The organism is Nocardioides sp. (assembly GCF_035697785.1).
Taxonomy (GTDB): Bacteria; Actinomycetota; Actinomycetes; order Propionibacteriales; family Nocardioidaceae; genus Nocardioides_B.
Map to the genome: position 1 here is coordinate 1 of NZ_DASSCL010000167.1, position 17,121 is coordinate 17,121.

A 17,121-nucleotide genomic window follows, 5' to 3' on the forward strand; every position below is an offset into this window, starting at 1 on the left:
ATGTGGACGCGGCTGGCCCAGTCCCCGGCAGTTCCGCCCGGAGAGGTCCCGCCGTGGTCGTCGATCGCCACTGTCCCCTGCATGTGCCTCCGTGCCACCCGCTCGTTTCCTCGTGTGCTGGGCGCGGCTCCGGCGGGACACGCGAATGACGCCCCAGGCGGAGCACATGACCACGGTGATGACGCTCGTGGCGGACGAGCCCTCCGCGCCCGAGGACATGCCGGCAACGGTGGGCCGACTGCAACGGCTCTGCCGGGCCGCGAGCCGCGATCTGTCCGCGACCGGGGTCGGTGTGAGCCTGGTGTCGGAGGCCGGTGAGCTGGTGTCCACTGCTGCCTCGAACCGAGCGAGTGCAGCGGTCGAGGACCTGCAGGTCACCATGGGCGAGGGACCCTGTCTGGCGGCGTTCAGCTCTCGCCGCCCCGTGCTGGTGCCGGACATCGCCGAGAGTGACGCGATGGCCTGGCTCGGCTACCGGCCGGCGGTCCTCGAGCATGGTGTGCGGGCGGTGTTCGCCTTCCCTCTCCAGGTGGGTGCGGCTCGACTGGGTGTGCTCGACGTCTACCACGGCCGGACGGGTGCGTTGTCGAGGTGGGAGCTGTCCCGGGCGCTCACCTACGCCGACGTCGCCATGCAGACGGTGCTGGCCGCGAAGGCAAGCGCCGAGGAGACGGTCCTGCTGCTGACCGGCGGCGGCAGCGTCCGTCTGGAGGTGTACCAGGCACAGGGGATGGTGATGGCACAGCTGCGGATCGGGGCCGCCGAAGCGCTGTCTCGGATGCGGGCGCACGCCTACGCGACCAACCAGTCCCTCCGGGACGTGGCGGACGGGATCATCAGTCGTAGAGTCGTACTGGAGCAGGACGACCCGGGGTCGTGACCCGACCGGCCCCGAGCGCCAGCAGTCCGTGACGTGCAAGGAAGGGACGTCGACATGCCGAGGGTGTCGGTGGAGCGGCTCGGCGAGGTGTTCGTGCAGGTGGCCGACACGCTTGTCAGCGACTTCGACCTCATCGAGTTCCTGCAGATGGTCACCGCCCACACGTCCGAGCTGATCGACGCCCAGGCGGCCGGCTTGCTGCTCGCCGGACAGGACGGTGGCCTGCAGCTCATGGCTGCCTCCGACGAGCGCGCGGAGATGCTGGAGCTCTTCCAGGTGCAGGCCCACGAGGGGCCGTGCCAGGACTGCTACCGCGAAGGCAAGCCGGTCCTGGTCGCCGATCTCTCGGTGGCCGGAGCACGGTGGCCCCGTTTCACGCGTCATGCAGTCTCTGCCGGTTACCGGTCCGTGCACGCGTTTCCGCTGCGGCTTCGCGACCAGGTGATCGGCGCCCTCAACATGTTCGGGAGGGATGTGGGTGGCATGGCGACCTCGGACATCAGAGTCGTGCAGGCTCTGGCCGACGTGGCCACCATCGGCCTGCTGCAGGAGAGGGCCATCCACAGAGGGGAGGTCCTCACCGAGCAGCTGCAGGCGGCTCTCACCACCCGCATCGTGATCGAGCAGGCCAAAGGCGTGCTGGCACAGATCCACGGCACCACGCCGGACCAGGCCTTCGAACGACTCCGCGCATACTGCCGCAGCCACGGTGCACGCCTCAGCGTCATTGCGTCGACCGTGGTCGCCGACCCCGCGCGCCTGCCCGAGCTCACAAGGCCGATGCCGTAACACCCCCGCGCGTCGCCCGGGAGTCGCCGCAGAGCACTTGCCCGGGTTGCCGCCAACCGCGACGCTCAGGGGATGACGACGGACCGGGACATCGCCAGGTGGCGGTTGCGCACCCAGCACCTCGTGTCTCCCCATGCCGGGTCCGCGGCCGAGGTGGTCCGGAGCCTGCTGGCCGTGCAGGCCGAGAACCCGAGCCAGGCCGCCTGGGCGGTGGCCAGTCGGACCCGAGACCGCGAGGCGGCCGACCTGGAGGCGCTGCTCGACGAGGGCAGCGTGGTCCGCACCCACGTGCTGAGACCGACCTGGCACTTCGTCGCGGCCGAGGACATCGGGTGGCTGCTGGAGCTGACCGCGCCGCGGGTCCGTCCCGCCATCGCTCGGGCGCTCGAGGAGGGCTACGGCTTGGCCGGCGCCACCCTCGACCACGCATCCTCGGCGGTGCTCCAGGCGCTTTCGGAACAGCCTGACCAGACTCGGGAGCAGCTCGGCGACCGCCTCCGCGAACGGGGGGTGGAGCCGCGCGGGCAGCTACTGATGTTCCTGCTCGCTCTGATGGAGCTGGACCGGCTCATCTGCAGCGGTCGGCGCCTCGACGGGGTGCACACCTACGCAGGCTTTGCCGACCGGGTGCCGTCCTCGAGGAGACTGGACCGCGACGAGGCTCTCGCGGAGCTGGCGCTCCGCTACTTCACCGGTCACGGCCCCGCCACGGAGCGTGATCTCGCTTACTGGGCGACGCTCACGCTCGGCGACGTACGCCGGGGGCTGGCCGAGGTTCGTGACCGGCTCGCCTCCTTCGAGCACGACGGCCGCACCTTCTGGCACGCGCCGGGCAGCCCACCCTCGGCACGGCCCGGTGACCCGGCGGGGCATCTCCTCCAGATCCTCGACGAGGTGTACCGCGGCTACCAGGACAGCCGGATGGTGCTCGACAGTGAGGGCATCGTGCCCGGCGGCCGCGAGACGGCGATCGGCATGGCCCTCGTGGACGCGCAGATGGTCGCCCGGATGAAGCGCACGATCGGCCGTCGCGTCGTCTTCGAGGTCACTGCCTACAACGGGCCGCTGAGTCCTTCGGACCGCGCCGTCGTGGAACAGGCGGCCGAGCGCTACGCAGACTTCCTCGGCCTCGGCCTCGAGCACGAGCTGCGTGTGCGCTGAGCCCGGGTCGGAGCCGGACGTGGCGACCCGGCGGCCTCCAGCAGGTCCTGTCTTGATCAGCCGCCGCTGCCGTACGGACGGGTGATGATCTCCAGCCAGTGCCCGTCCGGGCCGTCCCAGTAGAGACCGCGGCCGCCGTCCCCGCGGTTGATCTCCTGCGGTTGGCGCTTGAAGGGGTCTGCCCACCACTGCCGGCCGGCGTCTCGCAGCCGACCGAGGATGAGGTCGAAGTCCTCCTCGCTCACGAGGAAGGCGTAGTGCTGGCCGTGGACGTCGCCCTCGACATCCATGAAGTCGAGGCTGGCGGCGTTGTCCAGCTTGAGCTCCGCGAAGGGACCGTAGGCCGTCGCCTCGGGCAGGCCGAGCACCTGACCGACGTCGCGAGACGCGGCCCACCGGTCCTTCACCTGCACGATGGTGTGGTTCAGCTCGATGCTCATCGGACGCTCCTTGACGGTCCTCGGCCGGCGCGTGACGAACACTCTGCACCGCCGGGCCCGCTCCCGGGAAGAGCACACCTGACTCACTCCGCGGCCGCATCAGCGACCCGTCTGCCGAGCACCCGACTCACGAGAAGCTCTCCGTGGCCCGACCGTGCGAACGTTTACGGCACGCGCCAGGGGGCACGACGGGAGCAGGACCAGCCTGGCCCGCGGGCCGCCGCTTCCGGCGGATCTCGGGGAGAAGGGCAGAGGCAGGGTTGAATCTTGAGCTCCGAGCACACGTGGGTGATCCCACCGGACCTGGCTGCGGCCGGCGACGTCCGTCGTCATGTGACCGGTGCCTGCACGGGAATGTCGCCGGACACGGTCGATGCCGCGCGCCTGCTTGCCACGGAGCTCTTCTCGAACGCGGTGCGCCACGGCTCCGGCGAGGTGCATCTCGTCGTCGCTCGTGAGGTCGGCGCGTTGCGGGTCGAGGTCCACGACGAGGGACTGGGTCAACCGGAGCTGGCCGACCCGTCGTCCGCGGCCGAGGGCGGCATGGGCCTGCGTCTTGTGGACGCCCTGGCGAACGACTGGGGTGTGGGGACACGTGGCGACGGGCAGCCCGGGAAGCGCGTGTGGTTCTCGATCCTTTGAGCTCCAGGCGGCTGAACGGTGTACGTGCCACGTGGGTGCTTGCGACTGCGGGCGTGGCGCTGATCGCGGTCTGCTACGGGTTCGCGCGGTTCGCCTACGGCCTGCTGACCCCGCAGATGCAGGACGACCTCGACTTCGGTGCAGGCCTGTCCGGTCTCATCGCGGCGGGCAGCTATGTCGGCTACTGCGTGGCGATCGTGCTCAGCACGGCGCTCACGCAGAGGCATGGTCCGCGACCGGTGGCAGCGCTCGCGGCCGTGCTCGCGGCGGGAGGCATGGCGCTGATGTCCGTCGCCCCCAGCCCGGGGATCATGGCCGTCGGTGTGCTCGTAGCCGGGGCGAGCACGGGTGTCGCGTCCCCACCGCTCGCCGAAGCGGTGGCAACGTGGGTGCGCGAGCCGGTCCGCGACCGGACCCAGACGCTGGTCAACGCGGGCACTGGCGTCGGTGTCCTGGTGTCCGGACCGATCGCGATTGCGGTCGCCGACCAGTGGCGTGCTGCCTGGGCCGCGTTCGCGGTCGTGGCCGGTCTGGTCGGGGTCGCGGTCCTGGTCGCCGTGCCCAAGGGTCGACCGGGGTTCGGCGGGCGACCGCTGGCACGATCGGACCGGCTGTCGGAGAGCAGCCCCGCCGCCGGCGCGGTGACGCGACTCGTGTGCGGCTCGCTGCTCATGGGACTGAGCAGCATCGCCGTCTGGACGTTCGGCCGCGTCCTGATGACCTCGGAGGGGCACCTGCCGTCGTCGACCTCGGCCTGGGTGTGGACCGTCCTCGGCGCCGCCGGCATCCTCGGAGCACTCGGCGGCGACCTCACGAGCAGGGTCGGGGTCGGCACGGCGTGGCGCGTTCTGCTTCTCGCGATGGCGGGCGCGACCTCGGCGCTCGCGTTGGGCCCCGGCTCACCGCCCGTCACCTTCGCCGGCGCGGCGGTGTTCGGTGCTTCCTACATCGGCCTGACCGGTGTCGCGCTGGTCTGGAGTACGCGTCTCTACCCGCAGCGCACGGCGTTCGGGGTCGGGCTCAGCTTTCTCATGATCGCTGTCGGTCAGGCCGTCGGGGCGCCGGTCGTCGGGCGTCTCGCCGAGGCGGTCGACCTCCCGGTCGCCTTCCACGGCTGCGCACTGCTGGCGCTCGTCGCCTGCTTCGTCGGGCCGCGGGTCGCGCTGCCGATGCGCCCGTGAAGGATGCGCGAGGAAGGCCTGGGGCACCCAGGGTCAACGCAGGCTCATCGACCCCGAGACCACGGGCTCCCATGGCAAGCCGGCGTCCTCGGCGATGCGGCGGTCCAGGGCAGCCGCGACGTCCTCGGGCCACGGGGCGGTGCGACGGGTCCCCATGTCGATGTGGAGGAAGATCTCCTCCATCACGAAGCTCAGCCGCTGATGCGACTCGTCGAGCAGATACACCAAGGCGTGCGCAGCCCGCTCGGCACGCCCGAGCAGGCGCACTCGCGCCGACATCCGGTCGCCCGTGCGCAGCTCGGCGAGGTAGGTCAGGTGATGTTCGGCGGAGAAGCAGGCGTGCCCACTGGCCGGCCAGTTCTGCGGGATCCCCTGGTCGACCAGGGACTCGTCGAGCCCCTCACTCGCGATGCCGGTGTAGTGACGGACGTTGAGGTGGCCGTTGACGTCCTCGAAGGCGACCGGGACCGGCTGTTCGACGTACGCCGGCATCACAGCGAGCTGCTGGTACGTGGGGTGGGATGCTCTCACGCGGCGAGACGATACCGGGCCCGGCACTTGATCCGCAGGAGCAAGCATCGCCCCTCCGCGCTGGTCTGTCGCGGTTGTCCTCATCGTCCCGGTCGGCAGTCGCGAACGTGGCTCGTCGGCCGTCGGCCGCGTAGTTTGACGACCATGGCAGCCGTGAAGGAGGGGACCCTCTCGACCGGGGTGCCCTACCTGCGACTGGGGGAGGGGCCACCACTGCTGGTCGCGTCCGGCTTGACCGCCGAGCACGCGAACCCCACCGGGGCATGGCGACGAATGTCGCTGTCGTGGGCGGCGCCGTTCGCTGAGCACTTCACGGTCTACCTCGTCAACCGCAGGCCCGGCCTGGCGCCCGGGTCGACGATGTCCGACATCGCGGCGGACTATGCCGGTGCCATCGAGCAGGACATCGGTGAGCCCGTGGCGCTGCACGGCACCTCGACGGGCGGGTCGGTGGCCCTCCAGCTAGCGGTCGACCGCCCGGAGCTGATCCAGCGAATGGTGCTGGCGGCCGCCGCATGTCGGCTCTCACCTCACGGGCGAAAGGTGATGGACGAGGTGGCCCAGCTGGTTCGGCAGGGGGACAAGAGGCGGGCCACCTCCCTGATCGTGCGGACCGGCACCCCACGTCGGTGGGCCGTCGTCACGCGCGGAATGGGTTGGGTGATGGGCGGCTTCACTCCCGACGACCAGGACGACATGTTGGTCACCATCGCCGCCGAGGACTCCTTCGACGCCGAGCCCGACCTGCGTCGAGTGCAGGCGCCCACGCTGGTGCTGGGAGGGGCCGACGACGAGTTCTACTCGCGGGACCTGTTCGAGCGAACCGCCGCCGGACTCCCGCGTGGGCGGGCAGTGGTCCTGCCCGGCAAGTCCCACGTCTACGTGGCCGGCTCGAAGGTGGCGGCAGGCATCGCCCTGGGCTACCTGCTGGGCGGTGACGGCCGACAGCCGACCGTGTCGACCGACTAGGGTCGCCTGCGTGGGCACCCCCTCCGCTACCGGTTTCGCAGCGGCCGTCGGTGGTCTCGCGGGCGCCTCGCTGGCCGGGCACCGCGGCGCCAAGTCGGCGGCCGGCGCCGCACTCATCGGGGCGGTCACGCTCGGCGCGTCGGAGACGGTGGCCCGGGCCCGGCAGAAGGAAGGCGAGATCCCGGCGCTCTGGCAAAGGATCGCGGTCAGCACCGCACTGGCGGCGCCGCTCGGGTGGGCCGTGGAGAAGACGACCGGTCTGGGTCCGCTGGCGGTCGGCACGGGCACCGGCGCCACGGTCGGCGCGATGGGGTTGCGCCCCCAGAAGGTGGCGATGGGCCCGATCGTCGGGGCGGCGGTCGGACGGGCGCTCTCGCGCCGGTGTACATCTGCGGCCGTCGTGGCCAGCAGCACCGTCCTGGCCTACCGCACCATGTCAGCCCTGCTCTTCCGCGACGCCCAGCTGAGCCTGCTGGCCGAGCGGGTCAGCACCGCCGACCTGCCGTTCGTGGTTCCCAGGCCCGCGCGATCGAGGTACGTCGGCACGGAGTACGTCCGGACCCTCGCCGAAGAGCTCGAGGCCGATTACACCGCCGACGCCCAGGACACCGGGATCGTGGCCTCCCTCGATGCGCTGGCGGGACCCGGGTTCGACCCGGGGCAGGTCGACCCGCGCGTGCGTGAGTTCTACGAGCACACCACGCGGTTCGCGCTCGACATCGTCCCGAAGTGGCGGCTGTGGGTGCGCCCCGGCTACCTGCTCTACCGCCAGGCGGTCGCGCGTCCACTGGGACAGGCGAGCATCCCGATGAACCAGCGCGAGGCGCAGCGCGGCATCCGCAGCCGCATCGACACGGTCACAGGCGTCGACGGCACGGTGTCGGTGCGTGGATGGATCCGGTCGTTCGTCGACAACGACGAGCCGATCATGGTCGGCATCTACACCACCTACACGCACGCGGGCCGCGGCTACGTCAGCGTCGGGTTCCCCGTCCCGGAGGGAAGCTTCACGGCGACCCTGCTGCCGCGGTGGCGGCCCGATCGTGGACTGACGTTGACGAGCCGAGCCGACGACGGCCAGGCCGGTCACTACCTCACCTACATCGACCCCGGGGGAGAGGAGCTCACCGCCTTGGCCGTGCACGGCTTCGAGGAACAGCTCGACGTGTTCGTCGCGGACGGGGTGCTGCGCGCGGAGCACGCGTTCTGGGTGTTCGGTTTCCCGTTCCTGACACTGCACTACCGCATCACGCGCAAAGCCGGCAGCTGATGCTGGGTCGTCGTCACCGCGGAAACGCGTGTCGAGCCCTCAGGCGGCGTCGGCGGCACGCTCCAGCTCGGCGACCTCGATCTTGCTCATCTTGAGCATCGCCTCCATAACCCGACGGGCGCGTTCGGAATCGGCGTCGTTCAGGAGCTCATCGAGTCGTCGCGGCGTGATCTGCCAGGACAGACCGAAGCGGTCCTTGAGCCAACCGCACGGGCCCGGCTCGCCGCCGTCCGCCGTGAGCCCCTCCCACAGCCGGTCGACCTCTGCCTGGTCCTCGCAGGTGATGACGAACGACACCGCCTCGTTGAACTCGAAGTCCGGGCCACCGTTGAGCCCCTGGAACTGCTGGCCACCGACGGTGAAGTCGACAGTCAGCACTTCGCCGGCAGGTCCGGAAGGCGTGTCGGCCGGCGTCCTCCAGACCTTGTCGACGTGGCTGTCCGGCAGCAACGTCGCGTAGAAGTTGGCGGCCTCTTCAGCGTTGCCGTCGAACCACAAGCAGGGAAAGACCTTCACCATCGCGTCCTCCTTCAGGTCTTCTCGTCTCGGCGGTGCGTGCGCACTCGTGTGCCCGTCACCACCCTTCATGCGTTCAGACCGGACGCCGGTCGGATACTCATCGGTCATCCGGTGTATGGACCCGCACCGCGCCTTCCTATCTAGCCGGGTTCGCCTTCCGCGCGCAATGCCCGAGCGCGGCGCTTGCCTTCATGCATCGCCTGGACGCGGGCCACCGGGATCTCACGTCCCTCCTCGACCAGCACGTCGGCGACGGGTTGTGGGGCGGGCAACAGGTCCGCCCAGGGCTCCGACGAGAGAGCCAGCGTCGCCGCGTTGCGCAGCGTGAAGTCCGCCGGGGTCACCTGGTCCAGGTCCTCCCAGGCCACCGGAAAGGACACCGGTGTCCCTGCCCTCACGCGCGGGCTGTACGCCGCCACCACGGTCGCCCCTCCGACGCGCGTGTCGTCCAGGAAGACCTTGCCGCCTCGTTCCTCCCGGACGAATGCCGTCGTCGCCAGCTCCGGATCCAACCGCTCCGCCCGCGCCGCCAGCGCGCGAGTTGCTGCGGCCGCATGCTCGATGGGGGTGTCCCGGATCGGAACGACTACGTGCAGCCCCTTGGCTCCGCTGGTCTTGACCGCCCCCGCCATGCCTAGCTCGGCGAGGGCCCGCCCCACCAGCCGTGCTGCCCTGACCGCCGTAGTGAACACGCTCCCTGCCGGAGGGTCGATGTCGAGCACGAGACGGGTGCACCGGTCCCACTCGCCGGCCCGCACCAGCGTCGGGTGGTACTCGACGGCACGCTGGTTCGCGAACCACAGCAGCGAGCGCCGGTCCTCGCAGAGCGCGTACGTCACGTCGCGATGCGACGACTCCGCCCACATCGTGACCCGCTCGAGCCAGGGCGGCGCGTACTTCGGCAGGTTCTTCTGCATGAACGGTTTCTGACCACGAAGCGCGCGGATCACCGACAGCGGCCGGCCACGCAGCTCGGGCAGGATCACGTCGCGAACGGCGTCGAGATAGTCGACCAGCTCACGCTTTGTCGCCTCGGCCCCGTCGAACAGCGGCTGATCGAGGTTGGTCAGAGGAACTCCGTCCCGCATCTCTTCCTTGCCCATCGACTCACCATGGCACGTCTCGGCCGCCGGCCGGCACGCGTCGCACACGGGAGCCGAGGTCTCTGGACCGCGGTCACCTGTCACCCGCGATACTCGCTGCATGAGCCTCATGGACTTCGAGTTCGAGGGCCCGGTGGTCGAGTGGCGGGGTCCTGCGCCGTACTACTTCGTGGCCATCCCGGAGGAGGAGAGCGCGGACATCAAGTTCGCCGCCAAGGGGATCGAGTACTGGGGCCAGGTGCCCGTGCTGGTGCGCATCAAGGACACCGAGTTCACGACGGCGCTGTTCCCCAAGGACGGTCGCTACCTGCTCCCGTTGAAGGACAAGGTTCGCAAGTCCGCGGGGATCGAAGTGGACGAGGACCTGACCGTGGCGTTGACCGTCGGACGTCAGTAGCCGAGGCTCCCGGGACGGTCTGGGAGCATGGGGCCGTGCTGACGGAAGAGTTCGCCTGGCGCGGACGGACAGTGCGTTGGGGCCGGATGGGGTCCGGGCCGGCCGTCGTCTTCTGCCACGGCACTCCCTGGTCCTCCGCCCTGTGGCGGCCCTGCGCGGAAGCGCTGGCGCCGTACTTCTCGGTCTACTTCTGGGACATGCCCGGATACGGGCAGTCCTCGAAGGACGCCGGGCACCGGGTCTCACTGGATGTCCAGGGCGAGCTGTTCGCCGACCTCATCGCCGAGTGGGATCTGTCGTCGCCGCACGTCGTCGCTCACGACTACGGCGGCGCCGTTGCACTGAGAGCGCACCTCTTGCACAAGGCGGCTTTCGCTTCGATGGCTCTGGTCGACGTCGTCGCCCTTGCGCCGTGGGGATCATCCTTCTTCCGCCTGGCGCGAAAGCACGCCGACGTGTTCACCGCTCTTCCCGGTGAGATGCACGAGGGGGCTCTCCGGGCCTACATCGCGGGCGCCAGCCATGTCGGACTCACCCCTGCCGCCCTTCAGTCCCTGGTCGCGCCGTGGGTCGACGAGCCGGGACAGGCCGCCTTCTACCGGCAGATCGCTCAGTCCGACCAGGCCTACACCGACGAGATCGAGAGCCTCTACCCGGAGCTGGAGATACCGGTCCTCGTCGTCTGGGGAGAGCGGGACACCTGGATTCCGCTCGACCGCGGGCGTCGACTGAGCGAGCTCATTCCCGGGGCAGAGCTCAGGATCGTCCAGGATGCGGGCCACCTCATCCAGCTCGACCAGCCGGAAGCCCTGACGGCCATCCTCACCCGGTGGCTCTCGGCCCAGCCTTGACCGCCGTCGCAGCAGGGCTCTCGTCCGCGATCGTGACCCGCGGCGGTGCGCGGCGGCGATGCGCTTCCCGGCGGACGTTGTACGGCCGGGTCGGTTCAGGCAGCAGCACGGGAGCACTACGCTCTCGGACATGAGTCGGATCTTCACCACCAGTGTCGCGGCGGTGTACCCCCACTACGTGACGAAGGTCGAGAGGAAGGGCCGCACGAAGGCCGAGCTGGACCAGGTGATCGAGTGGCTGACCGGCTTCGACGAGCCGGCGTTGAGCAGTCACCTGGCTGCGGGCACGACGTTCGAGGACTTCTTCGCCGAAGCCCGGCTCAATCCGCACGCGTCGTCGATCACCGGCGTGGTGTGTGGCGTCCGTGTCGAGGAGATCGACGACCCGTTGATGCAGAAGATCCGCTACCTGGACAAGCTGGTCGACGAGCTGGCTAAGGGCAAGTCGATGGAGAAGGTTCTCCGGGCCTGACGGCCGATCAGCCCAGTGACGAGTCCGGTGACCAGTCCGGGTCCCGGGCGCGCGCGGGGTCCCAACTGTGGAGGATCCGCGCGAGCCGGCTGGGCGCTGACTCGTTACCGGGCATTGCTTTCTGGGGCCAGCGGGGCGTGGCCGGGAGTACCGTCCAGGGATGAACCTCGCCGAGGTGCTTCTTCTGCTCGCCCTGGTCGTCCTGCCCGTCGTGCTCGGAGCCTGGGCCGCCCTCGCTCGCAGGCCCTGGTGGTGGGCCGCGGCGGCGTCGGTCGTCACGGCGCTGGTCGCCGCGATCGCTCCCACGCCGGAGGCCGGGGAGTCCCGGGTTGCAGCCGGGGACCTGGTGTTTCTCCTCGTGGTGGCCCTGTGGGTGGCCGGCCTGGCCTGGTTGGGGTTCTTCCTCTGTCGCCGCCTGTGGGGGAGTCGCGGAGGATCCACTGCGGACCCGTCCCCGTGATAGTCGAACCCGGAGTCCGCCGGGTCCTGCGTGCCGTCATCGCGACGGAGCGCGATACGTGCCCAGCCCGACGAGCTCGGCACTCGCCCGCCAGAGCCGTGCGGCGGTGGGTTCGTCGTAGCCGCGCTCGGAGGACCTCTTGGCTTGTCGGTTGGCGAAGTACAGACCGGTCACGTCCTCGAGGTCGGGGGCGGATGCCACATGGATCGAGGTGGCCGCGCCCGCTTTGGGGGATCTCATGAAGGGCCGCAACAAGGGGACCAGTAGGCGCTGGACCCCGGCCGGGTCCTCGGCGCCGAAGGAGGTGCTCACCATGCCCGGGTGGACTGCGTTGGCGGTGACAGCAGTGGTCCGCAGTCGTCTGGCCAGCTCGTAGGTGAAGAGGACGTTGGCGAGCTTGGACTGGTTGTAGGCCCGGGCGCCGGAGTAGTTCCGTTCTCCCTGCAGGTCGTCGAAGTCGATCCGCCCGAGGGCTTCGGCGTTGGACGCCACCGTGACCACCCGCGCAGGGGTGCCGCTCTGCGTCATCCGGTCCAGGACGAGGTTGGTGAGCAGGAACGGTGCAAGATGGTTGAGTGCGAAGGTGTGCTCGAGCCCGTCGACGGTGACGTGCCGGGTGTTCCAGTAGCCCCCGACGTTGTTGACCAGGACGTCGAGCCGCGGCAGAGCCGCGAGGGCCTCCTCGGCCAGCAGCCTGACCTGCCCCAGCGAGGACAGGTCCGCCACGAACATGTCGGCCTTCTCGCCGCTCGCGGCTCGGATCTCTCTGACGGTGTCCTCGGTGCGGGTGCGATCTCGGCCCGCGACCGCGACGTGCGCCCCCATCGCGGCCAGAGCCACGGCGGTCGCCCGGCCGATGCCGCTCGTGGCGCCGGTGACCAGCACCGTCCGTCCGGCCATCGGCCGCTCGTGGGTGTCCATGCTCTCCCTTTTGACTGGCCCGCCCCGCGCGACCGGTGGCGGAACCCTCACCCGACCTGGCTGGGTGAGGACCGATAGGTGGCCAGGGTGTCGGCGATGGCCTGGTCGACGGGGGTGGCAGTCACGTCGAGCTTGTTGGTGATCAGGCTGCTGTCCACGACGAACGGCTCCTCGAACTGGTACTGCATCTCCAGGAGCTCGCGCACGGTCGGGTTCCTCAGAGCCAGCAGGCGCAGCAGGAGGGGTGGGATGCTGCGCACCTTGGCGTGCGGGAGCCCGACCTGCTCGAAGATCATCTCGACGAGCTGCCGGGTAGTGCGTGTCTCGGGGTCGTTCGGGAGGTGCCACACCTGGCCGGGGGCGTCTGGGTGTTCGCCGAGGACGGCCAACCCTTCGCCGATGTCGGGGATGTAGCTGTAGGTGTGCGGTTGATCGAGGTCGCCGAGGACGGTGGCGGTCTTTCCCTGGAGGGCGGCGGGGAAGACCCGGTCGCCCAAGTTGGACTGCGCACCGCCGCGGGGGCCGAAGTAGTCCGAGGCACGCCCGATGGCGACCTCGACACGTCCGGCGCTGTGGGCGGCGAGCAGGTCGCGCGCCATCCGACCGCGGAGCCGGCCCTTCTCCGTGTGCGCGTCGTAGGGGCGGTCCTCGGTGAGCGGACGCCCTTCGGGGCGGCCGTACATGTACACGTTCTCCATGCTGACCAGCCGCGCTCCAGCGGCCTCGGCGGCGGCCAGTACGCCGGCCTGGAGGGCGGGGAACTGCGCAGACCACTCGGGGTAGGGCGGGTTCAGTGTCTGGTACACGACAGCGGCGCCTTGGCCGGCCTCGACGGTGAACGCCGGGTCGCGGGCATCGCCACCTATCACCTCGACTTCGTCGGGCACCGCGGCGTGACCGGACCGGTTGACGATCCGGACGGATTCGCCACGCCGTCGTAGCGCCTCGTAGGTGGACAGCCCGATGGCGCCCGATCCGAAGATGACGTGTCGGGGGTTGGTCACGAGGCCGCTCCGACGTGACGGGACGGCGAGCGCCGATCTGCCTCGGGCAGGACGGGGAGAAGGTAGTGGAGCAGCAGGCCCGAGATGGCCATGAACGTCACCGCGCCGTACGCGCCGAAGACCGTGAACTGGTCCTCGACGCTGATCCCGCCCAGGGTGGTGGCGGCCCAGCCCAGCGCCCATAGAACGGGCACCGCGGCGGCCCAGGCCCACCGCAGGTGCGCGCGCCTCGGCAGGGCAACAGCCTGTGCCACCCCGAGGAGAAGGCCGGTGAGTGCGCCCATCGTGACCAGGGCAGTCAGGGTCGTCTCGTAGTCGACGACGACAGCACCGAGCAGGAGCCCGGCGCCCATCCCGACGCCAGTGGCCGGGACCCACCGGCGCGGATCGAGCCGGCCGCGGCTCACCAGCACCTGACCGGCGCCCAGGACCAGGCCGCAGACGACGCCGCCGAGGAGGGCGGCGATCGGCCCGTCGACGCGCCCGGCGACCGCGGTGCCCGCCAGTCCTGAGATCGGAAATGCGATGAAGCCCGCGGTCCAAAGCAACCACGGACGTAGGAAACCTGCCGTCGCAGGTGATGAAGGGGTGGTCATGATGTTCAGCTCCTGAACTGGTGCCGGAGGGGTGATGGTCGAGGTCGGCCGGGGCTGGAGTCGGCGAGCCCGGGAGGGCGCTCGGTCAGCCCGTCGTGGCAAGGGCGGGAGCGGTGGACTCCCGGGTGGTCGGTGTCCGGAACCCCTTCGCGATCAACCAGGTCGGGAGGACCACGGCCTCGAAGAGGCCCCCGGGAACGAGCAGGACCTGGCCGGGCCCCGCACCCATGTCGAGAACGCCGAGGAGGTCCAGCGGCACGCCCAGAGTGAGGCAGGCGTACCCCACGAGACCGAGCGCGGCGATCGGTCGCGGGACCAGCCTCGAGACGAAGAGCAGGTAGGTCAGGATCAAGCCGCCGATGCCGGTGGGGATGTAGACCCAGAGCAGGTGGTTGGGCACGACCTCCAGCTGGGCCAGGAGGTAGACACCGCAGGCGGCCGAGACCGTGAACTCGATGATCCTGAGCACCGGGTACCACACCGCCAGGCGCGGGTCGACGGTCTTCAGCACCGGGTACATCAGCAGGCCGATGCCCACGACGGCGAATCCGGAGCAGGTCATCAGCATGACGCCGACGGTCAGTCGGGACCGATCGTGATCGCCGTCGACGAAAGCTTGGATCAACGTGGTGCCGGCGATGGCGGTGGCCATCTGGACGAAGAACAGAACGCCGACGGTGGTCGCGGTGCGACCTCTCGAACTCATGGCGGGCCTCCCGCCGGTGGCATCGCGCCGCCAGCACTTCCACCATGCACCCGTCGGTCCGCGAACGGCAGGTCCGGACGGAAGCCGCTCGAGTGCCGCATGGCACTTCAGCGGTGAGCTCGCACACGCTCGTGCTCGTCGGGCCGGCGGGCGGCCGGCACCCGGGTACTAGGACCTGTGTCCATTGTCGTCGGCCCGCGGCCGGGGGAGAATCATGGCCGGATGTGGCTTGGCCAGCCGTGATCCGGTGTGTCATCAGGCCTGCCAACTGGCCGTCTCTGGGAAGCCACGTCCGTGACTGTGTGCCCGGAGGCAGACATGAACGGACGGCGGAGTCGGCTGGCGCTGACGGTGGTTTCCCTGACGGTGCTGTTGTCGGTCGCCTTTGTCGGCACGGCACAGGCTGCCGTGACCGTCTCGCGTGCTGAGGTCAGCGGCGACAGGTTGCGGATCGAAGGCAGGGCAGTCGCCAACCGGCCGATCACGGTGGACGGCGTGCAGATGGGGACCAGCGACGGCTCCGGAGAGTTCCGGATCGAGCGCTCGGGCTACACGCGGCCGGCGGACTGCACGGTGGATGTGAACGACGGCTCGACGACTCCCGTGAACGTCCGGTTGTCTGGTTGCACCGTGACCGCGCCCGCGCCCGCGGCCGCACTCAGCTCGGTCAGTCTCAGTCCGGCGACGGTGGCCGGCGGAACCAGCAGCTCGGCCACGGTGACGCTCACCGCCCCCGCGCCGGCGGGCGGCGCCCTCGTGGCGTTGACCAGCAGCAACACTGCCGCAGCCACTGTCCCCGCTACTGGGACCGTCCCGGCCGGGGTCGCCTCGACGACCTTCTCCGTCGCGACGAGCGCCGTCAGCTCGACCTCCACCTCGGTGATCTCCGCGACATACGGCGGCACGACTCGCAGCGCCACCCTGACCGTCACCGGCACCGCTGCACCGCCGCCTCCGCCGCCTCCTCCGCCGAGCGCCACGCTCAACGCGGTCGACGTCGCCCCGGCCAGCGTCCAAGGCGGCTCCACGGCGGCGACGACCGTGACGCTGACCGCGCCTGCTCCACCAGGAGGGGCCGTCGTCTCGTTCTCGAGCAGCAACACCGCCGTGGCGACGGTGCCGGCCAGCATGACGGTCCCCGAGGGGGTCAACAGCAGGGTCGTCCCGACCTTCGTCTCCACGAACCCGGTCACGGCCACCACCACCTCCGTGATCTCCGCGACCTACAACGGGGTCACCCGGACGGACACCATCACCGTCACCGCGCCGCCACCACCGCAGCCCGGGGGCGCGCTCGCCTCGATCACCCTGAGCCCCGCCACCGTCCAGACGGGCACCTCGGGCACGTCCGCCACGTTGGCGTTCACCGCGCTCACCCCGACCGGTGGCGCGACAGTCTCGCTGGCCAGCAGCAACACGGCGATCGCAACCGTTCCGGCCACGGTGACGGTTCCGGCGAACAGCTCGACCGGCGCGTTCCAGGTGGCCATCAACACGTCCGCGGTGGGCACGGCCACCATCTCGGCGACCTACAACGGGGTCGCCCGTTCGGCCGTGCTCACGGTCACGTCGCAGTCGCTGTTCATGATCATCACGGATTCGCCGCTTCCGAACGCACGGGTGGGGGAGAACTACGCCGGGTTCATCGAGGCCTGCTGTGGTCAGGGCACCCCGTACCGGTGGTCGCTGGTGAACGGCAGGGTTCCGGACGGACTCAGGTTCGCCGGGAACGACCTGCGACTGTCCCGCACCACTGCGGTCACCGGGGTCCCGACCCGAGTCCAGACGACGACCTTCACCGTCCGTGCCCGCGACCAGGCCGGCAACACAGCCACCAAGACCTTCACCCTCACGGTAGATCCCGCGAGCCCCTTGGTGATCACGAACGGCACCGACCAGCTCAGGGACGGCACGGTCGGCATCGCGTACGAAGCCAGCCTGTTCCCGGGCGGCGGCGTGCCGCCGTACACGTGGGCACACGTCGCCGGCACTCTGCCCCCGGGTCTGTCGGTGCAGGCGTCCCCCGGACGCGTGAGGGGAACGCCCACCACGGCGGGAACCTTCACCTTCACCGTTCGTGTGAACGACAGCAGCGGCCAGTCCGCCACCCAACAGTTCAGCATTCGGATCCTGCCCTGAGCTCGGTCACGCGTCGCGATCGCAGGGCTCGAGCGTCCGCCGAGGCTCTGGGGCCGAAGCCGATCGGCGCCAGCAGGAAGGGGCCGGACA

General features: G+C 70.2%; 21 protein-coding genes. 12 read left to right on the top strand and 9 right to left on the bottom strand.

Annotated features, from left to right (window positions below; all coding sequences use genetic code 11):
* The first annotated feature begins 166 nt into the window (after positions 1-166).
* The 3 genes from VFH10_RS17445 to VFH10_RS17455 all read left to right on the top strand — a co-directional run bounded on the left by VFH10_RS17445 (position 167) and on the right by VFH10_RS17455 (position 2,830).
* Positions 167-880, top strand: a complete 714-nt coding sequence (locus VFH10_RS17445) for a GAF and ANTAR domain-containing protein (RefSeq protein ID WP_325130868.1) — start codon at positions 167-169, stop codon at positions 878-880.
* A 69-nt stretch (positions 881-949) separates the two neighbouring features.
* Positions 950-1,669 carry a GAF and ANTAR domain-containing protein gene (locus VFH10_RS17450; RefSeq protein WP_325130870.1) on the top strand — a complete coding sequence of 240 codons (720 nt, stop codon included), beginning with the start codon at positions 950-952 and terminating at the stop codon, positions 1,667-1,669.
* A 72-nt stretch (positions 1,670-1,741) separates the two neighbouring features.
* Complete coding sequence (locus VFH10_RS17455) at positions 1,742-2,830, top strand: winged helix DNA-binding domain-containing protein (protein WP_325130872.1); 1,089 nt, start codon at positions 1,742-1,744, stop codon at positions 2,828-2,830.
* A gap of 56 nt (positions 2,831-2,886) precedes the next feature.
* Here the strand turns inward: VFH10_RS17455 and VFH10_RS17460 are convergent, their stop codons facing one another.
* Complete coding sequence (locus VFH10_RS17460; protein ID WP_325130874.1) at positions 2,887-3,270, bottom strand: VOC family protein; 384 nt, start codon at positions 3,268-3,270, stop codon at positions 2,887-2,889.
* Positions 3,271-3,537: 267 nt separating this feature from the next.
* Between VFH10_RS17460 and VFH10_RS17465 the strand changes: the two genes are divergently transcribed.
* Together VFH10_RS17465 and VFH10_RS17470 are read left to right on the top strand one after the other, a co-directional pair.
* Positions 3,538-3,912 (top strand): ATP-binding protein, encoded by a 375-nt coding sequence (locus VFH10_RS17465; RefSeq protein WP_325130876.1) that lies wholly within the window; start codon positions 3,538-3,540, stop codon positions 3,910-3,912.
* A gap of 35 nt (positions 3,913-3,947) precedes the next feature.
* On the top strand, positions 3,948-5,093 hold the full coding sequence (locus tag VFH10_RS17470; RefSeq protein ID WP_325130878.1) for an MFS transporter: 1,146 nt from the start codon (positions 3,948-3,950) through the stop codon (positions 5,091-5,093).
* 33 nt (positions 5,094-5,126) lie between these two features.
* Here VFH10_RS17470 and VFH10_RS17475 read toward each other — a convergent pair whose 3' ends face one another.
* A complete protein-coding gene (locus tag VFH10_RS17475; RefSeq protein ID WP_325130880.1) occupies positions 5,127-5,624 on the bottom strand; it encodes a thioesterase family protein in 498 nt (165 codons plus the stop codon).
* 144 nt (positions 5,625-5,768) lie between these two features.
* On the opposite strand from VFH10_RS17475, the gene VFH10_RS17480 reads away from it, so the two are divergent.
* Positions 5,769-6,593 (top strand): alpha/beta hydrolase, encoded by an 825-nt coding sequence (locus tag VFH10_RS17480; RefSeq protein ID WP_325130882.1) that lies wholly within the window; start codon positions 5,769-5,771, stop codon positions 6,591-6,593.
* A 10-nt stretch (positions 6,594-6,603) separates the two neighbouring features.
* A complete protein-coding gene (locus VFH10_RS17485; RefSeq protein ID WP_325130884.1) occupies positions 6,604-7,863 on the top strand; it encodes a hypothetical protein in 1,260 nt (419 codons plus the stop codon).
* A 39-nt stretch (positions 7,864-7,902) separates the two neighbouring features.
* Here VFH10_RS17485 and VFH10_RS17490 read toward each other — a convergent pair whose 3' ends face one another.
* The gene (locus VFH10_RS17490; RefSeq protein ID WP_325130886.1) at positions 7,903-8,382 is read right to left on the bottom strand and encodes a VOC family protein; all 480 of its coding nucleotides are present in this window, start codon (positions 8,380-8,382) and stop codon (positions 7,903-7,905) included.
* A gap of 140 nt (positions 8,383-8,522) precedes the next feature.
* On the bottom strand, positions 8,523-9,485 hold the full coding sequence (locus VFH10_RS17495) for an ATP-dependent DNA ligase (protein WP_325130887.1): 963 nt from the start codon (positions 9,483-9,485) through the stop codon (positions 8,523-8,525).
* Positions 9,486-9,585: 100 nt separating this feature from the next.
* Between VFH10_RS17495 and VFH10_RS17500 the strand changes: the two genes are divergently transcribed.
* The 4 genes from VFH10_RS17500 to VFH10_RS17515 all read left to right on the top strand — a co-directional run bounded on the left by VFH10_RS17500 (position 9,586) and on the right by VFH10_RS17515 (position 11,665).
* A complete protein-coding gene (locus VFH10_RS17500) occupies positions 9,586-9,882 on the top strand; it encodes a DUF1905 domain-containing protein (protein WP_325130888.1) in 297 nt (98 codons plus the stop codon).
* Positions 9,883-9,917: 35 nt separating this feature from the next.
* Positions 9,918-10,733, top strand: coding sequence for an alpha/beta hydrolase (locus tag VFH10_RS17505; protein ID WP_325130889.1), 816 nt, complete (start codon positions 9,918-9,920; stop codon positions 10,731-10,733).
* Between the two features lie 130 nt (positions 10,734-10,863).
* On the top strand, positions 10,864-11,205 hold the full coding sequence (locus VFH10_RS17510; protein ID WP_325130891.1) for a DUF2200 domain-containing protein: 342 nt from the start codon (positions 10,864-10,866) through the stop codon (positions 11,203-11,205).
* A 160-nt stretch (positions 11,206-11,365) separates the two neighbouring features.
* Positions 11,366-11,665 (top strand): hypothetical protein, encoded by a 300-nt coding sequence (locus tag VFH10_RS17515; protein ID WP_325130893.1) that lies wholly within the window; start codon positions 11,366-11,368, stop codon positions 11,663-11,665.
* Between the two features lie 36 nt (positions 11,666-11,701).
* Here the strand turns inward: VFH10_RS17515 and VFH10_RS17520 are convergent, their stop codons facing one another.
* The 5 genes from VFH10_RS17520 to VFH10_RS17540 all read right to left on the bottom strand — a co-directional run bounded on the left by VFH10_RS17520 (position 11,702) and on the right by VFH10_RS17540 (position 16,022).
* Positions 11,702-12,586 (bottom strand): SDR family oxidoreductase, encoded by an 885-nt coding sequence (locus VFH10_RS17520; protein WP_325130895.1) that lies wholly within the window; start codon positions 12,584-12,586, stop codon positions 11,702-11,704.
* Positions 12,587-12,633: 47 nt separating this feature from the next.
* Positions 12,634-13,590 carry an NAD-dependent epimerase/dehydratase family protein gene (locus tag VFH10_RS17525; protein WP_325130897.1) on the bottom strand — a complete coding sequence of 319 codons (957 nt, stop codon included), beginning with the start codon at positions 13,588-13,590 and terminating at the stop codon, positions 12,634-12,636.
* Positions 13,587-14,138 carry a hypothetical protein gene (locus tag VFH10_RS17530; protein WP_325130899.1) on the bottom strand — a complete coding sequence of 184 codons (552 nt, stop codon included), beginning with the start codon at positions 14,136-14,138 and terminating at the stop codon, positions 13,587-13,589. The genes VFH10_RS17525 and VFH10_RS17530 overlap by 4 nt, the downstream gene beginning before the upstream one ends.
* A 133-nt stretch (positions 14,139-14,271) precedes the next feature.
* Positions 14,272-14,892, bottom strand: coding sequence for a DUF4386 domain-containing protein (locus VFH10_RS17535; RefSeq protein ID WP_325130901.1), 621 nt, complete (start codon positions 14,890-14,892; stop codon positions 14,272-14,274).
* 548 nt (positions 14,893-15,440) lie between these two features.
* Entirely contained in the window at positions 15,441-16,022 is a 582-nt protein-coding gene (locus tag VFH10_RS17540) for a hypothetical protein (protein WP_325130903.1), read from the bottom strand.
* On the opposite strand from VFH10_RS17540, the gene VFH10_RS17545 reads away from it, so the two are divergent.
* Positions 16,021-17,031, top strand: coding sequence for a putative Ig domain-containing protein (locus VFH10_RS17545; protein WP_325130905.1), 1,011 nt, complete (start codon positions 16,021-16,023; stop codon positions 17,029-17,031). The genes VFH10_RS17540 and VFH10_RS17545 overlap by 2 nt on opposite strands.
* Positions 17,032-17,121: the final 90 nt, after the last annotated feature.